The sequence below is a fragment of the Anaerosphaera multitolerans genome, assembly GCF_004006535.1.
GTDB lineage: Bacteria > Bacillota > Clostridia > Tissierellales > Peptoniphilaceae > Anaerosphaera > Anaerosphaera multitolerans.
In genome coordinates this window covers 171471-190417 of sequence record NZ_RLIH01000003.1, presented here as the reverse complement: position 1 = coordinate 190417, position 18947 = coordinate 171471, and the positions used below count along the sequence as shown (strand labels likewise).

Here is an 18947-nt window from a genome sequence, read left to right as displayed (position 1 = left end):
AGTTTAGTTAAAGGTGAATCACTTTAAGTATTTGACCCTAAATTCAGTAGATTTGCTGGAAGGGGAAATTATGGTAAAGTTGTTAATTTCTGTTTTACTTGGTATTTTGACGGCTTTGTCTTTTCGCTTAAACTCATATATAGTTATATTTTTAATACTATTTTCTATTCTAGGTCTTATCTTTTTAAGTGAAGACAGTAAAGACAGGCTTTTATTTTTATGTATAATTTTATTTTTTCTTTCTTCTTTAAATGTAAATTATAGAGAAAAGTATGAACTTAATTCTAATCTAGTTAGAGGCACTGTTTTAAAGAGAGATATGGGAAACAGTCAAAAGTATACTTTAAAAGTTAAGGGCGGAAAGGGAAAAGTTCAGTTTTATACTAAAGAAGATTTAAATATAGGTGAAGAAATAATTATTAAGGGAGATATTAAATTACCACAACCTAGAATGAATTTTGGCGGATTTGATTATAAAAATTATTTAAAATCAAAGGGAATAAATTTTATAATTTATGCAAAAAACATTGAGAGAATAAAAAAGCCAAACTTATATTTTAAATTACAAAAACTTTTTATTGAATATGTAGAGAATACTTTTGATAATTCTATGACAGAGAAAAATAGCTCATTTATTAAGAGCATAGTTCTTGTAAATAGTGGATATCTTGAAGACAGTACAAAGGAAAACTTCAAAAACATAGGGATTTCTCATATACTTGCTCTCTCAGGTTTACATATTACTATCATTACTTATTTTTGTGAGTTTATTTTAAAAATATTTAATATTTCCAAATTAAAGCAAAAAATCATAAGCTTATTTTTAATTTTTACATATTTAAGTTTGGTGGGTTTTCCTTTGGGAGCTTTAAGAGCCTATTTAATGACATTGTTTTTAACTTTATCATATCTACTAAAATTTAAATACAGCTCTTTAAAGGGCTTGATATTAAGTTCAATAATAGTTTTATTGTTTAATCCCTATAGTATATATTCTGTGTCATTTCTTTTAAGCTATGGTTGTGTACTTGGCATTATTTTATTTTTTAAAATAATAAGAGGTTACTTAGGAGATGGATATGTTTCAAATTCTCTTTCACTTAGCCTATCAATAGGTATTGTAATTTTTCCGATTTCCATATATTTTTTTAGAATATATCCCTTAGAGACCTTTATCTCCAACTTACTTTTAATACCTTTTTATTCCTTAGCAATTGTTTTATCCTATATAGCTTTACTATTTAATTTTTTGGGCTTTTTAATATTTCCTACTTTAAACTTAATATTAAATATTTCTGATTACATAGTTAAAATATTGAATCTATTAAGTATATATAGCAGAGATTTTATTCAAGTATCCATTGCTTCTATTATTATCTATTATGGTATAATCTTAATAGTCTATTTTAAAGATAAATTATTATATTTTTATAGACTTTTAAAAGTTGTGATGGTTTATGGTGTATTTGCAATCTTATTCTCAATATTTTTGATTTATTCTTCATTTCAAAATTTTAAAGTGGATTATTTATATGTTGGACAGGGTGACTGTTCAATTATGACCTATAAAGGGAAGTCCTACATGGTAGATACCGGAGGAAGTTATAGAGGAGATTTTAGGCCAGGGGAATATTATACATTAAATTATTTAGAAGCAGTGGGAGTTGCTGAAATAGAGAAGTTGTTTATTTCTCACTTTGATGAAGACCACATTGACGGTTTATTAGATCTATTAGATAGGATTAGATTTAAAGCGGTATATGTAAGCTATATTGAAGATAATATTTATCTAAGAGAGTTAGCAAAGAGAAATATCCCCATCTATAAAGTTGAGAAAAATGATGTGTTAGATATTGATGGGAATACCACAATAGAAATTTTATCCAACCCTAAAAAACTTATGGATTCAAATGATAAATCCATGGTTATGAAGGTAGAGCATAGAGGATTTAATATCCTATACACAGGAGACATATCTTCTAGGATAGAGGAGAGTTTAAAAGTAGGTGCTGACTTGCTTAAAGTTTCTCACCATGGTTCAAGTACTGCAACCTCTGAAAGTTTTATAAAGGATTTAAAACCTAAGTATGCAGTAATAAGTGCAGGAATAGACAATCCATATGCTCATCCAACTCCTGAAGTCTTAAATATTCTAAACAAAAACGGAGTACAGACTAAAACTACCAGTATAGATGGACAGATTAGTCTAGTAATTGACAATAAGGGAAGGATAAAATTTAAAAGTTTTAAAGAGGAAGAAGGAAAAAATGTATTTATGCTAAGTGGTGTTTTTGAGTTTATAATAATTTATTTATATATAAAGAAGTGGAGCAAGTATGAAGTACAGAGAACTATATAAAATGGAATTAAGTGGAGCATATTTATTTTACGGCAGCGAAAAGCTGCTAATAGATAATGCAGTGGAGTATATTTCAAAAAAGTATATTCCAAAAGGTATGGAAACTTTTAATCTAGCGTTTTTTGAAGGAAAGGCTTTAACAGAGGAAAAGTTAATAGCTTTTTGCGAAACCCTTCCGATAATGAGTGATAAAAGAGTCATATTTGTAAAGGATGTTACTGCTTTTTCTGAAAATGTAACAAAGGACTTTGGAAGTTTTTTAGACAAGATTGGAGATTTTTGTATTTTAGTTTTTTTAGATAGTGAGAATAGTTTAAATAAGACAAAGAGTTTTTACAAGTATTTTTCGAAGAGAAAGAGAAATGTAGAATTTGGGAAATTAGACAGTAGGGAAGTTTTGCGCTTTGTTGAAGGGTATATTGTTAGAAAGGGATATACAATAACTAAGACTGACTTAAGTTACCTAGTTAGTAAATCTTCTTATAATTCTAAAAATATAGAAATGACTCTTTACGATTTAAAAAATGAATTGGATAAAATGTTGTCATTATCAGTTGGAGAAGTGGTAAATAAAGCATTAATAGACGAGTCTTTAACTGAAAATACGGATTCAAATATTTTTAATTTTTTAAATGCATTGACAAATAAAGACACTGAAGGAGCTTTAAAAGAATATAGAAATTTACATCTTTTAAATGAACCGGTACAAAAAATTTTGTTTATGTTTATCAGACAGGTGAGAATACTAATATCTTATATTGAATTAAAAGGGTCAATGTATAAAGATGTTGAAATTATGAATGAAATAGGAATAAAACAATATGAATACGGGAAAATTGCAAAAGTTGCCCATAATTTTAAAGTTGATTTTCTCTATGATTTTTATAAAAGACTACTTATAGTAGATGAATCTCTAAAAACATCAAGTGTTATGGAAGATGTTTTGTTAGAAACTTTAATAGTTGAATTTACAAAAAAATAAGTTAATAAAAACTTCTGAAGAAGCTTTTATTAACTTACTTTATTTAACTTAAGAGTCAATCTTGACATTTTTCTTGCAACATTATTTTTGTGTATTATGTTTTTATGAGCAGCTTTTTTAAGTTTTTTATCAATAATCTTTAAAAGTTCTCTTGCTTCATCTATATTACCTGAATTTAACGCTTGTTCAAACTTTTTGATATTTGTTTTAACTTCAGTTTTCATTGCCTTATTACGTTCATTATTTCTATTTGCAACATCAATTCTCTTTATAGCGGATTTAATATTTGCCATGTAATTCACCTCCATAGTTCATCTATAAGCTTTAAGTATTTTAACATTAATTTGGCAACATTGCAAGATTAGATTTGCTAAAGTCGAATAAAATCTGTTTCTACAATATTTGACAAATCACGACCTCGGTCCGTTAATTTAATAAAATTATCTTTTATATAGATCAAACCTCCATTGAGGTTTTTTTCTATTTCATCTTTGTAGTAACTAGAGAAATTTATATTAAACATCTCATTAGCTCTTGAAATATCAATACCGGAATTTAAACGCAAACCTAAAATGGAAAACTCATTGACTCTATCTTTAACCGTTAAATTTTCATAGTATTCAATTGGATATTTTTTATTTTCAATTGCTTTAAAATAGTTGTTAAAATTATAAAAATTGTTAAACCTTAAAGTATCAATGTTGGAATGGGAGGAAAGTCCCAAGCCTAGATAGTTTTTCAGTGTCCAATAGTTTAAATTGTGTCTTGATATAAATCCCTTTTTGGAAAAATTAGAAATTTCATATTGAAAATAGCCTAAGTTTCTTAGAGAGTTTATAACGTAGTGGTACATCTCTCTATCTAAATCTTCGTTCGGGAAATTTAGTTTTCCCTCGTCACTTAGTTTTTTTAAAAGTGTAGAATCTTCAAGAATTAAACTGTAATAGGAAAGATGAGTTGGATTTAATTCTTCAATGGTTTTAATGGAATATTCAATATCTTTCATTTTTTGATTTGGAAGTGCCAACATTAAATCCAAACTGTAATTTATAATATTAAAACTTTTAAGAGTATCTACAGCTTTAAATATATCATCTTCATTATGAATTCTTCCTATGATTTTTAAAATATCATCATTAAAACTTTGAGCTCCTATTGAAAACCGATTGATACCCGAATTTAAATAGCCATGGACTTTCGATTTATCAATGGAATTGGGATTAACCTCCAAAGTAATTTCACAATCTTTAGAAAAGCTTGAGACTGTTTTAAGTTTTTCTAAAACAGCCTTAATATATTTAGCTTCTACAGAACTTGGAGTTCCTCCCCCTATAAAAAGAGTGTTGATAATCTTGTCTTTTAAAAACTCACTATAAAGTTCAATTTCTAAATTTAAATAATAAAAATATTTTTCAACTAAGTCATCTTTTATTACAGAAGAACAGAAGTCACAATAATAACATCTACTTTCGCAGAAGGGAATGTGTATATAAATTGATAAGTTAGGATTATTAGTTTCTAAAGCTTTCATACTATTCTTCTTCATATTTTAAAACAGATAGGAATGCCTCTTGAGGAACTTCCACCTCTCCCACCATTCTCATTCGTTTCTTACCTTCTTTTTGCTTTTCTAAAAGTTTTCTCTTTCTGGAAATATCTCCACCATAACATTTTGCAAGTACGTCTTTTCTAAGTGCCCTTATAGTTTCCCTTGCTATTATTTTATTTCCTATGGCTGCTTGAATAGGTATTGCAAATTGATGTCTTGGTATTACCTGAGAAAGTTTTTCACAAATTCTGCGTCCCTTATTATAGGCAGTGGACTCATGAACTATAATAGATAAAGCATCCACAATATTTCCGTTTATTAATATGTCCAGCTTTACCAACTTTGATTCATTGTATCCCTTTAACTCGTAGTCATAGGAAGCATAGCCTCTGGTCTTTGACTTTAAAGCATCAAAGAAATCATAAATAACTTCATTAAGGGGCAGGTCATACTTTATTAAAGCCCTTGTCTCTTCTAAGTATTCCATATTAATAAAAGTTCCACGTCTGTTTTGACATAGCTCCATAACGGCTCCTACATAGTCAGTAGGAGTCATAATATCAGCGCTTACAATAGGTTCTTCCATATACAATATTTCTGTTTGATCAGGCAAGTTTGTAGGGTTTTGAATTTCCACAGTACTTCCATCTACTTTGTTTATTTTATATATAACAGATGGGGAAGTGGTAATAATATCTAAATTAAATTCTCTTTCAAGTCTTTCTTGAATAATTTCCATATGCAAAAGGCCTAAAAAGCCACATCTAAAACCAAAACCGAGAGCTGCGGAAGTTTCCGCTTCAAAAACTAAAGCTGCATCGTTAACTTGTAGTTTTTCCAAAGCTTCCCTTATGTTGGTATACTCTTCACCTTCTGCCGGATAGATACCGCAATAGACCATTGGTACAACTTTTTTATAACCTGGAAGAGGTTCAGCCGTGGGATTCTTCGCCAATGTAATAGTGTCACCAACAGTTGCTTCTTTTACATTTTTAATGCTTGCCGTAATATATCCCACATCTCCAGCGGAGAGTTTATCAAGACTGATATGAGAGGAGGTGGTAATTCCAACTTCCACTACTTCAAAAACTTTTTTAGTTGCCATCATAATAATTTCATCGCCGGGTTTAACTACTCCATCCTTAATACTGACATAACATATTACTCCTTTATAGGAATCATAGTAGGAGTCAAATATCAAGGCCTTTAAAGGAGCATTTTCATCTCCCGACGGGGCAGGTATATCTTCTATAATTCTAGTAAATACATCCTCTATACCTATTCCTTTTTTAGCGGAAATTAAAGGAGCATTTTCAGCATCTATGCCTATTATATCTTCAATTTCCTGCTTTATTTCATCTGGTCTTGCACTTGGAAGGTCTATCTTATTAATTATAGGAACTAATTCTAAGTCCTGATCTATAGCTAGATATACATTTCCCAAAGTCTGTGCTTCAACACCCTGAGTGGCATCAACTACTACTAAGGCTCCTTCACAGGCTGCCAGAGATCTGGAAACTTCATAGTTAAAGTCCACATGACCGGGAGTATCTATTAAGTTAAAGATATACTCTTCACCTTTTTTATCGGTGTAGATTAATCTAACGGCTTTGAGCTTAATAGTAATGCCTCTTTCTTTTTCAAGATCCATTGAATCTAAAACCTGAGAATCCATTTCACGCTCAGTAAGCATTCCTGTATGTTCAATTAATCTATCAGCTAAAGTAGATTTTCCATGATCTATGTGAGCTATAATTGAAAAATTCCTAATATTTTTTTGCCTTTTATTCATTTATACCTCCTACAACTCCTAATTTTGAAATAGGCCAATATCTAAAATTGGCAATACCTCTAATGGTATCTCTTTTAATAGGACCAAAAAATCTTGAGTCCAAAGATTTGCCGGGCAATCTGTTGTCACCCATTACAAAGTACTCATCTGAAGAAAGTGTCCATGAATTTTCGCTGTATATTTCAGTAAGAACACCTTCTTTAATATAATCTTCATCGTATAATTGTCCGTTTATATATACGTTGCCATTATCAATCTCAATGACGTCGCCGGGAACTCCTATAACTCTTTTAATATATTCCTTATTATCTTCCTCCGGAGAGTCCAGTATTACAATGTCTCCCTTTGAAGGGTTGCTATAGTATAGTGGAAATTTTAAAGATATTAGTCTGTCATTTTCACTAAGGGTGGGACTCATAGATTCACCGACAACTATAGTTGGAATAAGTATAAAAGTAGTTATGAAAAAAGTTAGTGCAATTGCTGCAATTATGGTAATAATCCAACTAAAAATTGAATCCTTTTCCTTAACTTCATTGGTTTTATCTTCCAAATTAATCACCTCATATTTAAAACTTTCTAAAAGGATATATCCTAAAAATAATCACTGACTTTATGTTTCTTTTATCTATAGGACCGAAATACCTTGAATCTTCAGATTTACCGGGCTCTCTATTATCTCCCAATACAAAGTATTCATTTTCTTTAAGAATGGTATATGTTCCGTTAATAGCCTCTGTATAGTCAGTTGAGATATAGTTTTCTTCATAAAGATCACCATTAATATAAACCTTGCCGTTTTTTATTTGGACTTCATCATTAGGAAGTCCAATGACTCTTTTTATATATTTCTTATATTTTTTATCGGGTGCCTTTAAAATAACAATGTCTCCGCGTTTGATAAAGTGTTTCTTCGGAACTATGGAGAACACTAAACTTTTGTTGGATAAAGTGGGTTCCATTGAAGAACCGTTAACTATAGTTACATTAAATAAAAAATTTCTAATAAAAAGAGTTAAGATTAATACAATAAGTATAATCTTTAAGCTGGTAATTTTATCATATTTCAAAACATACCTCCTAAATTTCGCTAAACTTTATTTTAACACAGTTTGATATTATTTTAAACCTGTTTGAATATGGTGAAATCTCTATTTTTAGGGAGATAAATAAAAAAACCAAAATCTATTGACAATCTTTGACTAAGGTAGTATTATGTATACATAAGCTTTAGCACTCAAGATAAAAGAGTGCTAACAAAAGGTGATTGCTATGGATGAAAGAAAAATGGAAATTCTAAATGCCGTTATAAATTCCTATATAAACATTCCTAATCCCGTTGGATCTAGGACTTTGTCTAAGGATTTGAAAATGGGAATTAGCTCTGCGACTATAAGGAATGAAATGGCTGATTTAGAAGAATTAGGTTATTTAAGTAAACCTCACACATCAGCAGGTAGAGTTCCATCTGATAAAGCTTATAGATATTTTGTAGATAGACTACAAGAGGATTTTTTAAATGAAAGTGGAATAGAAATAAATGTAGATTTAATAAATAAGATGTTTGAAAGTGTTACGGGTTTTGATGATTTATATGAAAACACTGTTTCGCTTTTAGCTGAGGAAACTAAGTGTGCGGCCTTTATTTTATCCCTAGAGAAGCCGGACACGATGATTAAGTTTATTCATCTATTAAACATTGACAATTATACTATTTTACTTTTAATTATTGGAAACAGAGGAGTTGTTGAGAAACAAATAATAAATGTTGAAAATCCAATACCTGATCATGAACTTAAAGCCATTTGTGATATGTTAAATGAGTCTTTAAGCGGAATTGATTTTCAGGAAATCTATGGGTTGAAAGTGGTTTTAAAGGGTTCCATTATAAAGTATAGTGATTTTATTTCTGACGTAATAAAAAGGGCCAGTACTTTTAATGAAAAGGTCAGCTCAGTAGATTATTACTTTGATGGGATTACTAATCTTTTAAATTTTGAAGAATTTTTTAATATAGATAAGGCGAGGGAATTTATTTCTTTTATGGAGGATAAAAACTCTTTTTTAAAATTTATAAATGATTCTTCTAATTCAACAGATGTTGAAGTAATAATAGGGAGTGAAAACAATATGGAGCTTATGAAAGCCAATTCTCTTATTAAAGCTTCTTTTAATCCGAAGAACAAACAGATAGGGCAAATTGGGATAATAGGTCCGACGAGAATGGACTATGGGAAATTTATTAATACGGTTAGAGAATTTAGAGATAATTTGTCCTTTGCATTAGATGAAATTGTGAGGTGATTGTGTGAATAATGAAGAAAGAGATCTAATTGAAGAGAAGACGGAAGAAGTAATAGAAGAAAAAACAGTTGAAGAAAAAGAAAGTCTATCTCAGGAAGCGGAAGCAAAAGAAGCAGAAAATAATGAGAAAGACAGTGAGTTAGATTTAATTAAAGATAAATTTGTTAGACTTCAAGCGGATTTTATTAATTTTAAAAGAAGAACGGAAAGTGAAAAAAAAGATTATGTAGAATTGGGAATAGAAAAAATAATTTTAGGTTTACTTCCAATAATAGATAACTTTGAAAGAGCATTAGATGCAAATACTGAAAAGAATAGTTTTTCAGAAGGAGTGGAGATGATTTATGTTCAACTTTTAGAATTACTTGAAAAAAATGACGTAGAGGAAATTGAAGCCCTTAATGCTGAATTCAATCCAAATATACACCATGCAGTACTAGTGGAGCCTAAAGAAGGTGTAAAGGAAGGCATGGTAATAGAAGTGTTACAAAAAGGTTATAAATTAGGTGAAAGAGTGCTTAGACCTTCAATGGTTAAGGTATCTCAATAATTAATTATTGATTAAAAATCTCTTAAGGAGGAAATTATAATATGGGAAAAATAATAGGAATTGATTTAGGAACTACAAACTCTGCTGTTGCAGTTATGGAAGGCGGGGATTCTATAATAATCCCTAATATAGAGGGAAATAGAACGACACCTTCAATAGTTGCATTTACAAAGGACGGAGAAAGATTAGTTGGTGAAACTGCAAAACGTCAAGCAATTACTAATCCGGACAGAACCATTCAATCAATTAAAAGAGAGATGGGTTCTGATTATAAAGTTACAATAGATGGAAAGACTTATACACCTCAAGAAATTTCTGCAATGATTTTACAAAAATTAAAGTCAGATGCGGAAAGTTATCTTGGAGAGAAAATTACGGAAGCTGTTATAACAGTGCCAGCATATTTTACAGACTCTCAAAGACAAGCTACTAAGGATGCAGGTTTAATAGCGGGCTTAGATGTAAAGAGAATAGTAAATGAGCCTACAGCTGCAGCTTTAGCTTATGGAGAAGATAAACAGACGGAAGATCAAACTGTAATGGTATTTGACCTTGGTGGAGGTACTTTTGACGTATCAATATTGGAACTTTCCGATGGAGTTTTTGAAGTACATTCAACTAGAGGTAACAATAGACTTGGTGGAGATGACTTTGATAACAAAATAATAGATTTTATTTCCGAGCAGTTTAAAAAAGAACATGGAGTGGATTTAAAGGCTGATAAAATGAGTCTTCAAAGATTAAAGGAAGCTGCGGAAAAAGCAAAGAAAGAACTTTCTTCTACAATGTCAACAAATATAAACCTTCCTTTCATTATTGCTACTGCTGAAGGACCACTTCACTTAAATATGGACCTAACAAGAGCTAAGTTTGATGAGTTGACTAAGGATTTAGTTAAAAAGACTGAACAACCTGTTTTAGATGCTTTAAAAGACGCCGGTTTATCAGCTAAGGATATAGATAAAGTATTGCTAGTAGGTGGTTCTACAAGAATACCTGCAGTTCAAGCAAGTATTAAAAAACTAGTTGGTAAAGAACCGCAAAAAGATATAAATCCTGATGAAAGTGTTGCTCTTGGAGCAGCTATTCAGGGTGGAGTTCTATCTGGCGATGTAAAAGATTTACTATTACTTGACGTTACTCCATTGTCCTTAGGTATTGAGACTATGGGAGGAGTTACTACAAGATTAATAGAGAGAAATACAACTATTCCAACTAAGAAATCACAAACTTTTACTACAGCTACAGATAATCAAACTTCAGTGGATATTCACGTGCTTCAAGGTGAAAGACAAATGGCAGCAGACAACGTAACTCTTGGAAGGTTCCAACTTGATGGTATTTTACCGGCGAGAAGAGGTACGCCTCAAATTGAAGTTACTTTTGATATAGATGCCAACGGTATAGTAAACGTATCTGCAAAGGATTTAGGAACAGGAAAAGAACAAAATATTACAATTACTTCTTCTTCCAATTTGACAGATGAAGAAATTGAAAAGAAAGTAAAAGAAGCAGAAATGTATGCTCAAGAAGATGCAAAGAAAAAAGACTTAATTGAAGCTAGAAATAATGCCGATTCTATAATCTATCAAGCAGAGTCTACTTTAGATGAAGCAAAGGATAAGATAAAAGCCGAAGATAAAGAAAAAATTGAAAAAGCATTGGAAGGTTTAAAATCAGTTAAGGATTCTGAGGATGTAGATGAAATTAAGGCTAAGACAGAAGAGTTAACTCAGGCTTTCTATGCAGTTTCTGAAGAAGTTTACAAACAAGCTCAAGGCGAACAGGGACAAGGAGCTACTGAAGAAGACGTAGTAGATGCTGATTACGAAGTTGTTGATGAAGACGAATAATCATAACATTTTAATAAAGCTAAATCTTTTTGCGATTTAGCTTTATTTTTTTTAGAAAAGCAGGTAAAATATATTAGAAATTGGCAGGTGATATATTGAAAGATTTTTATGATGTTTTAGAGGTAAGTAGAGATGCAAGTTATGAAGAAATAAGAAAATCTTATAAAAAACTTGCTAAAAAGTACCATCCTGATTTAAACAATGGTGATGAAGAAGCTGAGAAAAGGCTTAAGGAAATAAATGTAGCTTATGAGATTTTATCTGATGAGCAAAAGCGAAAGACCTATGATCTTTACGGAGAAGACGGTATAAACGGAAACTTTAGTGAAGGAGATTTTGGAGGCTTCGGAGGTTTCGGGGATATATTTGGTGACATATTTGATATGTTCGGAGGAGGATTTAGAGATTCCTATTCCGGTAGTAAGAACGTATCTCCAACTAAAGGACAGGATATCAGATATGATATTACTTTAGATTTTAGAGAAGCTGTCTTCGGTGTTGAAAGGGTAGTAAATGTAAGGAGACAGGAAGTATGTAGTAGATGTGACGGCACAGGTGCGGAACCGGGAACCGATAAACACACTTGTGATAAGTGTAGAGGTTCAGGTCAAGTTAAAGTACAGTCTAATTCTCCCTTTGGAAGTTTTATAAGAGTGGTAAGCTGTGATAAATGTGACGGCACAGGGGAAATATTAGATGAACCTTGCCATAAATGCCATGGAATAGGAAAAGAGGTAGTAAATAAAAAGATAAATGTTAAAATCCCGGCAGGTGTAGATAACAATACTATTATCTCCATGAAGGGCGAAGGACATTCTGGAGAAAATGGAGGACCGAGTGGAGATTTATTCATATACGTTTCAGTGAAAGAAGACTCCGTATTTAAAAGATCGGGAAGCGACTTACATTTGGAAATTCCTATAACTTATATGGATGCCGTACTTGGAGGAACTATAAAAGTTCCAACTTTAACTAACTTAGTTGACTATGAAATTCCGAAAGGTACTCAAGGTGGAACTACCTTTAAATTAAAAAATGAAGGTGTTAGCCGTATAAACAAAGAAGGTAAAGGAGACTTATACTTTACCGTTGATATAATAGTTCCTAAGAAAATCAATGATGAACAAAGGGAGTTACTTGAAACTCTTAGAGAAAAAAGTGAAAATGGGAAAGAAGAGAAAAAAGGATTTTTTAATAAATTTAAAGAGTTATTTGAATAGACAAAATGTTTTATTTTGTCTATTTTAAAATGGGGGAACTATGAAATATATAGAACTTGTAGTAAATACTTTCGACAGTATGAGGGAAGAAGTTGTAGATGTCCTATATGAGTGTGAAGTATATACCTTTGAGGAGAGTACAGCAAAAACTTTTGAAGAACTAAGTCAAGATGAAAAAAACTGGGACTTTGTTGGTGAAGAAGTTTTTTCCTTAAAAAAAGGCATACTTATAATAAAATGTTATTTTTCTAAAGATGAAGTAGAAATAGTTAAAAAGATTAAGACCAAATTAGAAGAGAAAAACATTGATGTAACTATAAGTGAAACTGATGATAGTGATTGGGCAAATAACTGGAAGCAATACTACCATCCTGTTGAAATAGGAAGTAAAATAACTATAAAGCCCACATGGGAAAACTATGAAAACAAAAATAGAATTGTAGTTGAAATTGATCCCGGGATGGCCTTTGGAACCGGAACCCATGAAACAACTTCACTTTGTATTGAAGCTTTAGAGAAATATTTAAAACCTTTAGATATAGTATTTGACATTGGATGTGGAAGCGGTATTTTAGGTATTGCAGCATTGAAATTAGGGGCTGAAAAAGTTACAGCAGTTGATATAGACCCAAAGGCAATAGAGGCTACTAAGAATAACGCTTATTTAAACAATGTGTTGGATAAAATGACTATATACAAGGGTAATTTACTTGATGTAGTAGAAGGTAAAGCTGATGTAATAGTGTCAAATATTATAGCTGAAATAATATCGGATATGATTCTGGACTTAAAAAGCAGTTTAAATAATAGAGGAATATTTATTTCTTCAGGTATAATAATTGAAAAAATTAATTTAGTTAAAGATGCTCTTCTAAGTTCGGGATTTGAAGTTTTAGAAGTTAAGGAAGAAAATGGATGGGCATCAATAGTAGGTAGAGTTAAATAATGTATAGATTTTTTGAAAATAAAGTATTTGAAAATGAAATTGAACTTTCAGAGGAAAATTCGCATCACTTTTCAAAGGTGCTTAGAATAAAAGAAAGTGAAATTGTAGAAGTTTGCGCTGATAACGGAATATTTGAAAGTGCCTTTGAGAGAATAGAAGGTAACAATATTATTTTAAAAAAAATTAGAGCTGTGGGCTTAAAAAATGAAAGCAAAGTAAATTTAACTTTATTTCAGGGGATTTTAAAGGGAGATAAAATGGATCAAGCTTTAAAACAAGCGACAGAGGCGGGAGTTAGTAAAATTCATCCTTTGAAATTAAAAAGAACTATTTCCAACATTAGCGGCAAAGAGGAAAAAAAGGTCCAGCGTTGGCAAAAAGTAGTGGAGTCTGCTGCTAAGCAATCTAAGAGAGATTATATTCCTGAAGTTACACATCCTTTAAAACTAGAAGAGTTAAAAGATCTATCAGGAGATATGGATATAATTGTCCCCTATGAAAATCAATTAGGGACTACTCTTTTTGATTTAAAGTCTCTTTCCAATAATATTGCCTTAGTAATTGGACCGGAGGGCGGTTTTGAAGAAAGTGAAATAAATTTTCTCAGAGAGATAGGTGCAAATATTATTACTTTGGGTAATAGAATTTTAAGAGCTGAGACAGCGGCAGTATGTTCAAGCTTTTCTATAATTTACTATTTAGAAAGTAGGTAGAAGATGCAAAAGACCTTTTCAATACTGACTTTGGGCTGTAAAGTAAATAAGTACGAATCAGATGCGATGGCTGAACTTTTTGAAGAAAAAGGGTACTTAAATGTAGACTTTGAAAGAGAAGTTTCAGATATTTATATAGTAAATACTTGTACAGTTACAAATTTATCAGATAGAAAATCCCGACAATTTATTAGAAGGGCTAAAAGAGAAAATCCCGACTCTACAGTAGTAGTAGTGGGATGTTATTCACAAACTGCACCGGAAGAAGTAAGTTCTATAGATGGTGTGGATATAGTAATAGGAACTACTGAACGGAGTAAAATAGTTGAGCTTTGTGAGGAGTTTGAAAAAGAGAAAAAACAGATAAATATAGTAAGATCATTAAAAAATGACAAAGAGTTTCAAAATATTAATATAACCTCTGAAAAGGATATGACTAGATCCTATATGAAAGTACAAGACGGTTGCAATAGATATTGTACCTATTGCATTATTCCCTATGCACGCGGGAATATCAGATCAAGGGAACTTGAAGATTGTGTTGAGGAAGCTAAGGTACTTTCAAATTCAGGATATAGAGAAATCGTAATAACGGGAATACATGTGGGTTCTTATGGGTATGATTTGGGAAATATTAGACTTATAGATTTAATTGAAGCTATTTCTGACGTTAGGGGCATTGAAAGAATTAGATTATCTTCCATAGAACCGAAAACCATTACTGAGGATTTTATGAAGAGAGCTGTTGCAACGGGAAAACTGTGCGATCATTTCCATCTATCTCTTCAAAGCGGTTCCAATAAAGTATTAAAAGATATGAATAGAAAGTACACTAGGGAAGAGTATTTTAATACTACACAGTTAATAAAAAGCTATATGCCTTTTGCGGGACTTACTACAGATGTAATAGTGGGTTTTCCGGGGGAGACTGAAGAGGAGTTTATGGAAAGCTATGATTTAATAAAAAAAGTTGAGTTTTCCAGAATACATGTATTTAAATATTCCAAGAGAAGCGGAACCGTTGCGGCTGTTATGAAAAATCAAATAGATGGAAATATAAAAAATAAGCGAAGTGAAAAGTTAATAACATTAAATGAAGATTTAATGAGAAATTTTGCAGAAAAGAACAAGGATAAAGTACAATCGGTACTATTTGAAGAAAAAATGAAAGGCGACAGTTATCTAGGTTATACTACAAATTATATTAGGTGTGTTACAAATTCTGAAAAGGATTTAAAAAATCGGATAAAACGTGTTAAAATAGTAGATACAAGTGTTGAGCCCATTAAGGTTAATTTAGAGGGAGGTTAATATGGATTGTCTATTTTGTAATATTATAAAAGGAGAAATACCTTCAGATAAAGTTTATGAAGATGATTTGGTCTACGTTTTTAATGATATTGATAAACAGGCACCTGTACATTTTTTAATTGTTCCAAAGAAGCATATTGAATCAACTGATGATTTAGTAGAAGAGGATAAGGAATTAGTTGGTCATATCTTTTTAGTAGCTAAGAATTTAGCCAAGGAACTGGGTTTGGAAAAGGGATATAGAATTGTAAACAATTGTAAGGAAGATGGAGGACAGACAGTAAATCACCTTCATTTCCACGTTCTTGGCAAAAGACCACTTACCTGGCCACCGGGTTGATAAAAATCTATTGAACAATTACTCTTTTTAAGGTATAATTATTAAGAATTAGCCTTTGGGTTACTCTTTTCTACGAGGGGAGGGGAAGTAATTGTCAGAAATTAGAGTTGGAGAAAATGAATCTCTTGATAATGCTCTTAAAAGATTTAAGAGACAGTGTGCCAATAGTGGAGTATTAAAAGAGGCAAGAAAGAGAGAACATTACGAAAAACCAAGTGTAAAGAGAAAGAAAAAATCTGAGGAAGCACGTAGAAAAAAACATTCAAGATATTAAAAGAGGTGTGAAGTATGTCTTTAAAGGATAAACTTATGGAAGATTTAAAGACTTCAATGAAAAACAAGGATAAGCTTCGAAAAGATACTATAACAATGGTACGTGCTGCAATTAAGCAGAAAGAAGTCGATGAGCGTGTAGAGCTTACTGATGAGCAGGTACTTGAAATTCTAACAAAACAAGTTAAAGAAAAAAAGTCATCTATTGAGGAATTTCAAAAAGGAAACCGCCAAGACTTAATTGATCAAGCCAATTCTGAGATAGAAATACTACTTGACTATTTACCTGAACAATTAACAGAGGAAGAACTTACTGAAATTGTAAAAGTAACCATGGAAGAATGCAATATTAGTTCCCCAAAAGAAATGGGATTATTAATGAAAAATATAATGCCAAAAATTAAAGGTAGGGCAGATGGGAAAATGGTCAGTAAAATTGCTCAAAATTTGTTAACTAAACCTGGGGATTAACCCAGGTTTTATTTATTATAGGAGAAAAATTATGAAAAAGAAACTTTCGTTGTTGATTTTATTTTTAATGATTTTCTCAAATTTTCAGGTATATGCAAGTTCTCCTAAGGCAGAAATAGTACCTATTAAAGGTGAAATTAACAACTCAACGGTAATATTTGTACAACAGAGTATAAGGGAAGCGGAAAAGAGAGATGCTCCTGTTATAATTTTTGAAATAGATACCTATGGGGGTGCGATTTTAGCTGCAGAAAAAATAAAAAGTAGCATAATGGAAACAGAAATTCCCACAGTTGCTTTTGTAAATAATAAGGCAGAGTCTGCGGGGGTGTTAATTACCATTGCCTGTGAAAAGGTATATATGTCAAAGACTGCGACTATTGGATCAGCAGAACCCATACCGAATACTGAGAAAAATCTTTCCTTTTGGAGAGGTATGTTAAGAGATACAGCTCAGGCTAGAGATAGAGATAGTAAAATTATTGAGGCAATGGCAGATAAAGATATTGAAATACCAGATGTTTCGCCAAAGGGTAAATTGGTAAATTTAACTTCTAAAGAGAGTTTGGAATTCGGTATTTCCGACGGAGTATATGAGGATTATATTTCCATATTAAAGGAATTAGATTTGGGAACTTTAGATTATGAAGTTAGTAAAATGGACGCAACTTTAAAATTTGTAAATTTAATCTCAAATCCAACTGTTTCAACAATTCTACTTATTGTAGGAATGGTAGGTTTTGTAATTGAAATATTCACTCCGGGTTTTGGGGTTGGCGGAATATTATCAATAATTTCCTTTGGATTATTTTTCATAGGAAATACTTTAGGAGGAAGTTCAAATTGGTATGCAATTTTAATATTCGTACTGGGAGTTGTACTTCTTATAGTTGAGCTTATAGTACCAGGATTCGGGATAGCGGGTATAGGCGGAATAGTCTGTGTATTTGGTGGGGTTATTTTAGCTATGGAATCTCTTCAAGTGGCACTTACAAGTGTGGCAATAGCTTTAATTATTTCAATTATAGTTACAGTTTATTTTATTAAGAAGGGTTCAAAATTGAAATTTGTAAATAAAATTACTAATTTACACAGTACTGATTCGGAAAAAGGGTATATAAGTGTTGAATCTACTGATTTAAAAGTAGGGCAACGTGGAAAAACCTTAAGTATTTTAAGACCTACAGGTTTTATTGAAGTGGATGGAAAGAGATATGAGGCAATTGCCTACGACGGATTTCTAGAAAAAGATGTGGAAGTTGAAGTGAATAAAATAGAAGCTTTTAAAGTTTATGTAAGGAGGGTGGATAATGTTAAGTAATATTATAAGTGGTGGATTTATAATTTTAGTCATATTATTAATAGTTTTATTTTTCTCTTTTGTGCCTGTGGGACTGTGGGTTACGGCTTACTTTTCAGGTGTTAAGGTTAAAATTTCAACTTTAATAGGTATGAAGCTGAGAAGAGTTAAACCGGGAAGAATTGTAAACCCAATGATTAAAGCAACGAAGGCAGGATTAAATTTGGATATTGAAGGTATGGAAGCCCATTATTTAGCTGGAGGAAATGTAAACACCTTAGTGGATGCCTTAATTGCAGCTGAGCGTGCAAATATTCCTCTTCAATTTGAAAGAGGTGCTGCAATAGATTTAGCTGGAAGAAATGTTTTAGAGGCAGTTCAAGTGTCTGTAAATCCAAAGGTCATAGAAACTCCAAATATTTCCGCTGTTGCTCAAGATGGTATAGAAGTAGTAGTAAAGGCTAAGGTAACCGTAAGAGCAAACATAGATAGATTAGTAGGTGGAGCGGGAGAAGAAACTATTATAGCAAGAGTTGGGGAAGGAATAGTTACTACAGTGGGTTCTTCCGAAACTTATAAGGCGGTACTTGAAAATCCGGACTCTATTTCAAGAGTGGTTTTAGATAAGGGACTTGACTCAGGAACAGCTTTTGAAATACTGTCTATAGATATTGCAGACGTAGACGTGGCTAGAAATATTGGTGCAAGACTTCAAACAGATCAAGCGGAAGCAGACAAACGAATTGCAGAGGCGAAAGCTTCTGAAAGACGTGCTATGGCATTGGCTAAAGAGCAAGAGATGAGGGCGAAAGTTGTAGAAGCGGAAGCTCAAGTACCTCTTGCAATGGCAGAAGCATTAAAACAGGGGAATTTAGGAGTTTTAGATTATTATAAACTTAGAAATTTAAATTCCGATACTGAAATGAGAGAGGCAATTTCAAAAGTTACAGATAGTAACGATAAAAAAAATATAGATAAGTGATA

The 18947-nt window shown here is 31.6% G+C and carries 19 protein-coding genes; 14 read left to right on the top strand and 5 right to left on the bottom strand.

Going from position 1 to position 18947, the window contains the following annotated elements:
* Window positions 1-70: 70 nt before the first annotated feature.
* Window positions 71-2359 carry a DNA internalization-related competence protein ComEC/Rec2 gene (locus EF514_RS03460; protein WP_127723867.1) on the top strand — a complete coding sequence of 763 codons (2289 nt, stop codon included), beginning with the start codon at window positions 71-73 and terminating at the stop codon, window positions 2357-2359.
* The gene (gene holA / locus EF514_RS03455) at window positions 2337-3341 is read left to right on the top strand and encodes a DNA polymerase III subunit delta (protein WP_127723865.1); all 1005 of its coding nucleotides are present in this window, start codon (window positions 2337-2339) and stop codon (window positions 3339-3341) included. Before EF514_RS03460 ends, holA begins: the two co-directional genes overlap by 23 nt.
* Before the next feature lie 29 nt (window positions 3342-3370).
* Here the strand turns inward: holA and rpsT are convergent, their stop codons facing one another.
* From rpsT to lepB (EF514_RS03430), 5 genes are all read right to left on the bottom strand, one after another.
* A complete protein-coding gene (gene rpsT / locus EF514_RS03450; RefSeq protein ID WP_127723863.1) occupies window positions 3371-3634 on the bottom strand; it encodes a 30S ribosomal protein S20 in 264 nt (87 codons plus the stop codon).
* Window positions 3635-3711: 77 nt separating this feature from the next.
* Window positions 3712-4887: a radical SAM family heme chaperone HemW gene (hemW, locus tag EF514_RS03445; protein ID WP_240648996.1), complete on the bottom strand. Its 1176-nt coding sequence runs from the start codon at window positions 4885-4887 to the stop codon at window positions 3712-3714.
* A complete protein-coding gene (gene lepA, locus EF514_RS03440; RefSeq protein WP_127723861.1) occupies window positions 4874-6682 on the bottom strand; it encodes a translation elongation factor 4 in 1809 nt (602 codons plus the stop codon). The genes hemW and lepA overlap by 14 nt, the downstream gene beginning before the upstream one ends.
* Entirely contained in the window at window positions 6675-7235 is a 561-nt protein-coding gene (gene lepB, locus EF514_RS03435; RefSeq protein WP_240648995.1) for a signal peptidase I, read from the bottom strand. Before lepB (EF514_RS03435) ends, lepA begins: the two co-directional genes overlap by 8 nt.
* Before the next feature lie 16 nt (window positions 7236-7251).
* On the bottom strand, window positions 7252-7752 hold the full coding sequence (gene lepB, locus EF514_RS03430; protein WP_127723859.1) for a signal peptidase I: 501 nt from the start codon (window positions 7750-7752) through the stop codon (window positions 7252-7254).
* A gap of 202 nt (window positions 7753-7954) precedes the next feature.
* Here lepB (EF514_RS03430) and hrcA point away from each other — a divergent pair, with 202 nt between their 5' ends.
* The 12 genes from hrcA (at window position 7955) to floA (ending at window position 18945) form a co-directional block, all read left to right on the top strand.
* Complete coding sequence (hrcA, locus tag EF514_RS03425) at window positions 7955-8986, top strand: heat-inducible transcriptional repressor HrcA (RefSeq protein WP_127723857.1); 1032 nt, start codon at window positions 7955-7957, stop codon at window positions 8984-8986.
* 4 nt (window positions 8987-8990) lie between these two features.
* On the top strand, window positions 8991-9536 hold the full coding sequence (grpE, locus tag EF514_RS03420) for a nucleotide exchange factor GrpE (protein ID WP_127723855.1): 546 nt from the start codon (window positions 8991-8993) through the stop codon (window positions 9534-9536).
* A 41-nt stretch (window positions 9537-9577) separates the two neighbouring features.
* Window positions 9578-11389, top strand: a complete 1812-nt coding sequence (gene dnaK, locus EF514_RS03415) for a molecular chaperone DnaK (RefSeq protein ID WP_127723853.1) — start codon at window positions 9578-9580, stop codon at window positions 11387-11389.
* A gap of 95 nt (window positions 11390-11484) precedes the next feature.
* The gene (dnaJ, locus tag EF514_RS03410; RefSeq protein ID WP_127723851.1) at window positions 11485-12609 is read left to right on the top strand and encodes a molecular chaperone DnaJ; all 1125 of its coding nucleotides are present in this window, start codon (window positions 11485-11487) and stop codon (window positions 12607-12609) included.
* A 40-nt stretch (window positions 12610-12649) separates the two neighbouring features.
* Window positions 12650-13555, top strand: a complete 906-nt coding sequence (gene prmA / locus EF514_RS03405; RefSeq protein WP_127723849.1) for a 50S ribosomal protein L11 methyltransferase — start codon at window positions 12650-12652, stop codon at window positions 13553-13555.
* A complete protein-coding gene (locus EF514_RS03400) occupies window positions 13555-14268 on the top strand; it encodes an RsmE family RNA methyltransferase (protein ID WP_127723847.1) in 714 nt (237 codons plus the stop codon). The genes prmA and EF514_RS03400 overlap by 1 nt, the downstream gene beginning before the upstream one ends.
* Window positions 14269-14271: 3 nt before the next feature.
* The gene (gene mtaB, locus EF514_RS03395; protein ID WP_127723845.1) at window positions 14272-15579 is read left to right on the top strand and encodes a tRNA (N(6)-L-threonylcarbamoyladenosine(37)-C(2))-methylthiotransferase MtaB; all 1308 of its coding nucleotides are present in this window, start codon (window positions 14272-14274) and stop codon (window positions 15577-15579) included.
* Between the two features lies 1 nt (window position 15580).
* Complete coding sequence (locus EF514_RS03390) at window positions 15581-15919, top strand: histidine triad nucleotide-binding protein (protein WP_127723843.1); 339 nt, start codon at window positions 15581-15583, stop codon at window positions 15917-15919.
* A gap of 91 nt (window positions 15920-16010) precedes the next feature.
* Complete coding sequence (gene rpsU / locus EF514_RS03385; protein ID WP_127723841.1) at window positions 16011-16193, top strand: 30S ribosomal protein S21; 183 nt, start codon at window positions 16011-16013, stop codon at window positions 16191-16193.
* A gap of 14 nt (window positions 16194-16207) precedes the next feature.
* On the top strand, window positions 16208-16663 hold the full coding sequence (locus EF514_RS03380; protein ID WP_127723839.1) for a GatB/YqeY domain-containing protein: 456 nt from the start codon (window positions 16208-16210) through the stop codon (window positions 16661-16663).
* A 31-nt stretch (window positions 16664-16694) separates the two neighbouring features.
* Window positions 16695-17984 (top strand): NfeD family protein, encoded by a 1290-nt coding sequence (locus EF514_RS03375; protein WP_127723837.1) that lies wholly within the window; start codon window positions 16695-16697, stop codon window positions 17982-17984.
* Complete coding sequence (gene floA / locus EF514_RS03370; RefSeq protein ID WP_127723835.1) at window positions 17974-18945, top strand: flotillin-like protein FloA; 972 nt, start codon at window positions 17974-17976, stop codon at window positions 18943-18945. Before EF514_RS03375 ends, floA begins: the two co-directional genes overlap by 11 nt.
* The last annotated feature ends 2 nt before the right edge of the window (window positions 18946-18947 follow it).

What these genes read in the sequence shown, in the direction of transcription:
- EF514_RS03460 (WP_127723867.1), top strand. Translation starts at nt 71, where the DNA reads ATGGTAAAGTTGTTAATTTCTGTTTTACTTGGTATTTTGACGGCTTTG.
- holA (WP_127723865.1), top strand. Translation starts at nt 2,337, where the DNA reads ATGAAGTACAGAGAACTATATAAAATGGAATTAAGTGGAGCATATTTA.
- rpsT (WP_127723863.1), bottom strand. Translation starts at nt 3,634, where the DNA reads ATGGCAAATATTAAATCCGCTATAAAGAGAATTGATGTTGCAAATAGA.
- hemW (WP_240648996.1), bottom strand. Translation starts at nt 4,887, where the DNA reads ATGAAGAAGAATAGTATGAAAGCTTTAGAAACTAATAATCCTAACTTA.
- lepA (WP_127723861.1), bottom strand. Translation starts at nt 6,682, where the DNA reads ATGAATAAAAGGCAAAAAAATATTAGGAATTTTTCAATTATAGCTCAC.
- hrcA (WP_127723857.1), top strand. Translation starts at nt 7,955, where the DNA reads ATGGATGAAAGAAAAATGGAAATTCTAAATGCCGTTATAAATTCCTAT.
- dnaK (WP_127723853.1), top strand. Translation starts at nt 9,578, where the DNA reads ATGGGAAAAATAATAGGAATTGATTTAGGAACTACAAACTCTGCTGTT.
- prmA (WP_127723849.1), top strand. Translation starts at nt 12,650, where the DNA reads ATGAAATATATAGAACTTGTAGTAAATACTTTCGACAGTATGAGGGAA.
- EF514_RS03400 (WP_127723847.1), top strand. Translation starts at nt 13,555, where the DNA reads ATGTATAGATTTTTTGAAAATAAAGTATTTGAAAATGAAATTGAACTT.
- mtaB (WP_127723845.1), top strand. Translation starts at nt 14,272, where the DNA reads ATGCAAAAGACCTTTTCAATACTGACTTTGGGCTGTAAAGTAAATAAG.
- EF514_RS03390 (WP_127723843.1), top strand. Translation starts at nt 15,581, where the DNA reads ATGGATTGTCTATTTTGTAATATTATAAAAGGAGAAATACCTTCAGAT.
- EF514_RS03380 (WP_127723839.1), top strand. Translation starts at nt 16,208, where the DNA reads ATGTCTTTAAAGGATAAACTTATGGAAGATTTAAAGACTTCAATGAAA.
- EF514_RS03375 (WP_127723837.1), top strand. Translation starts at nt 16,695, where the DNA reads ATGAAAAAGAAACTTTCGTTGTTGATTTTATTTTTAATGATTTTCTCA.
- floA (WP_127723835.1), top strand. Translation starts at nt 17,974, where the DNA reads ATGTTAAGTAATATTATAAGTGGTGGATTTATAATTTTAGTCATATTA.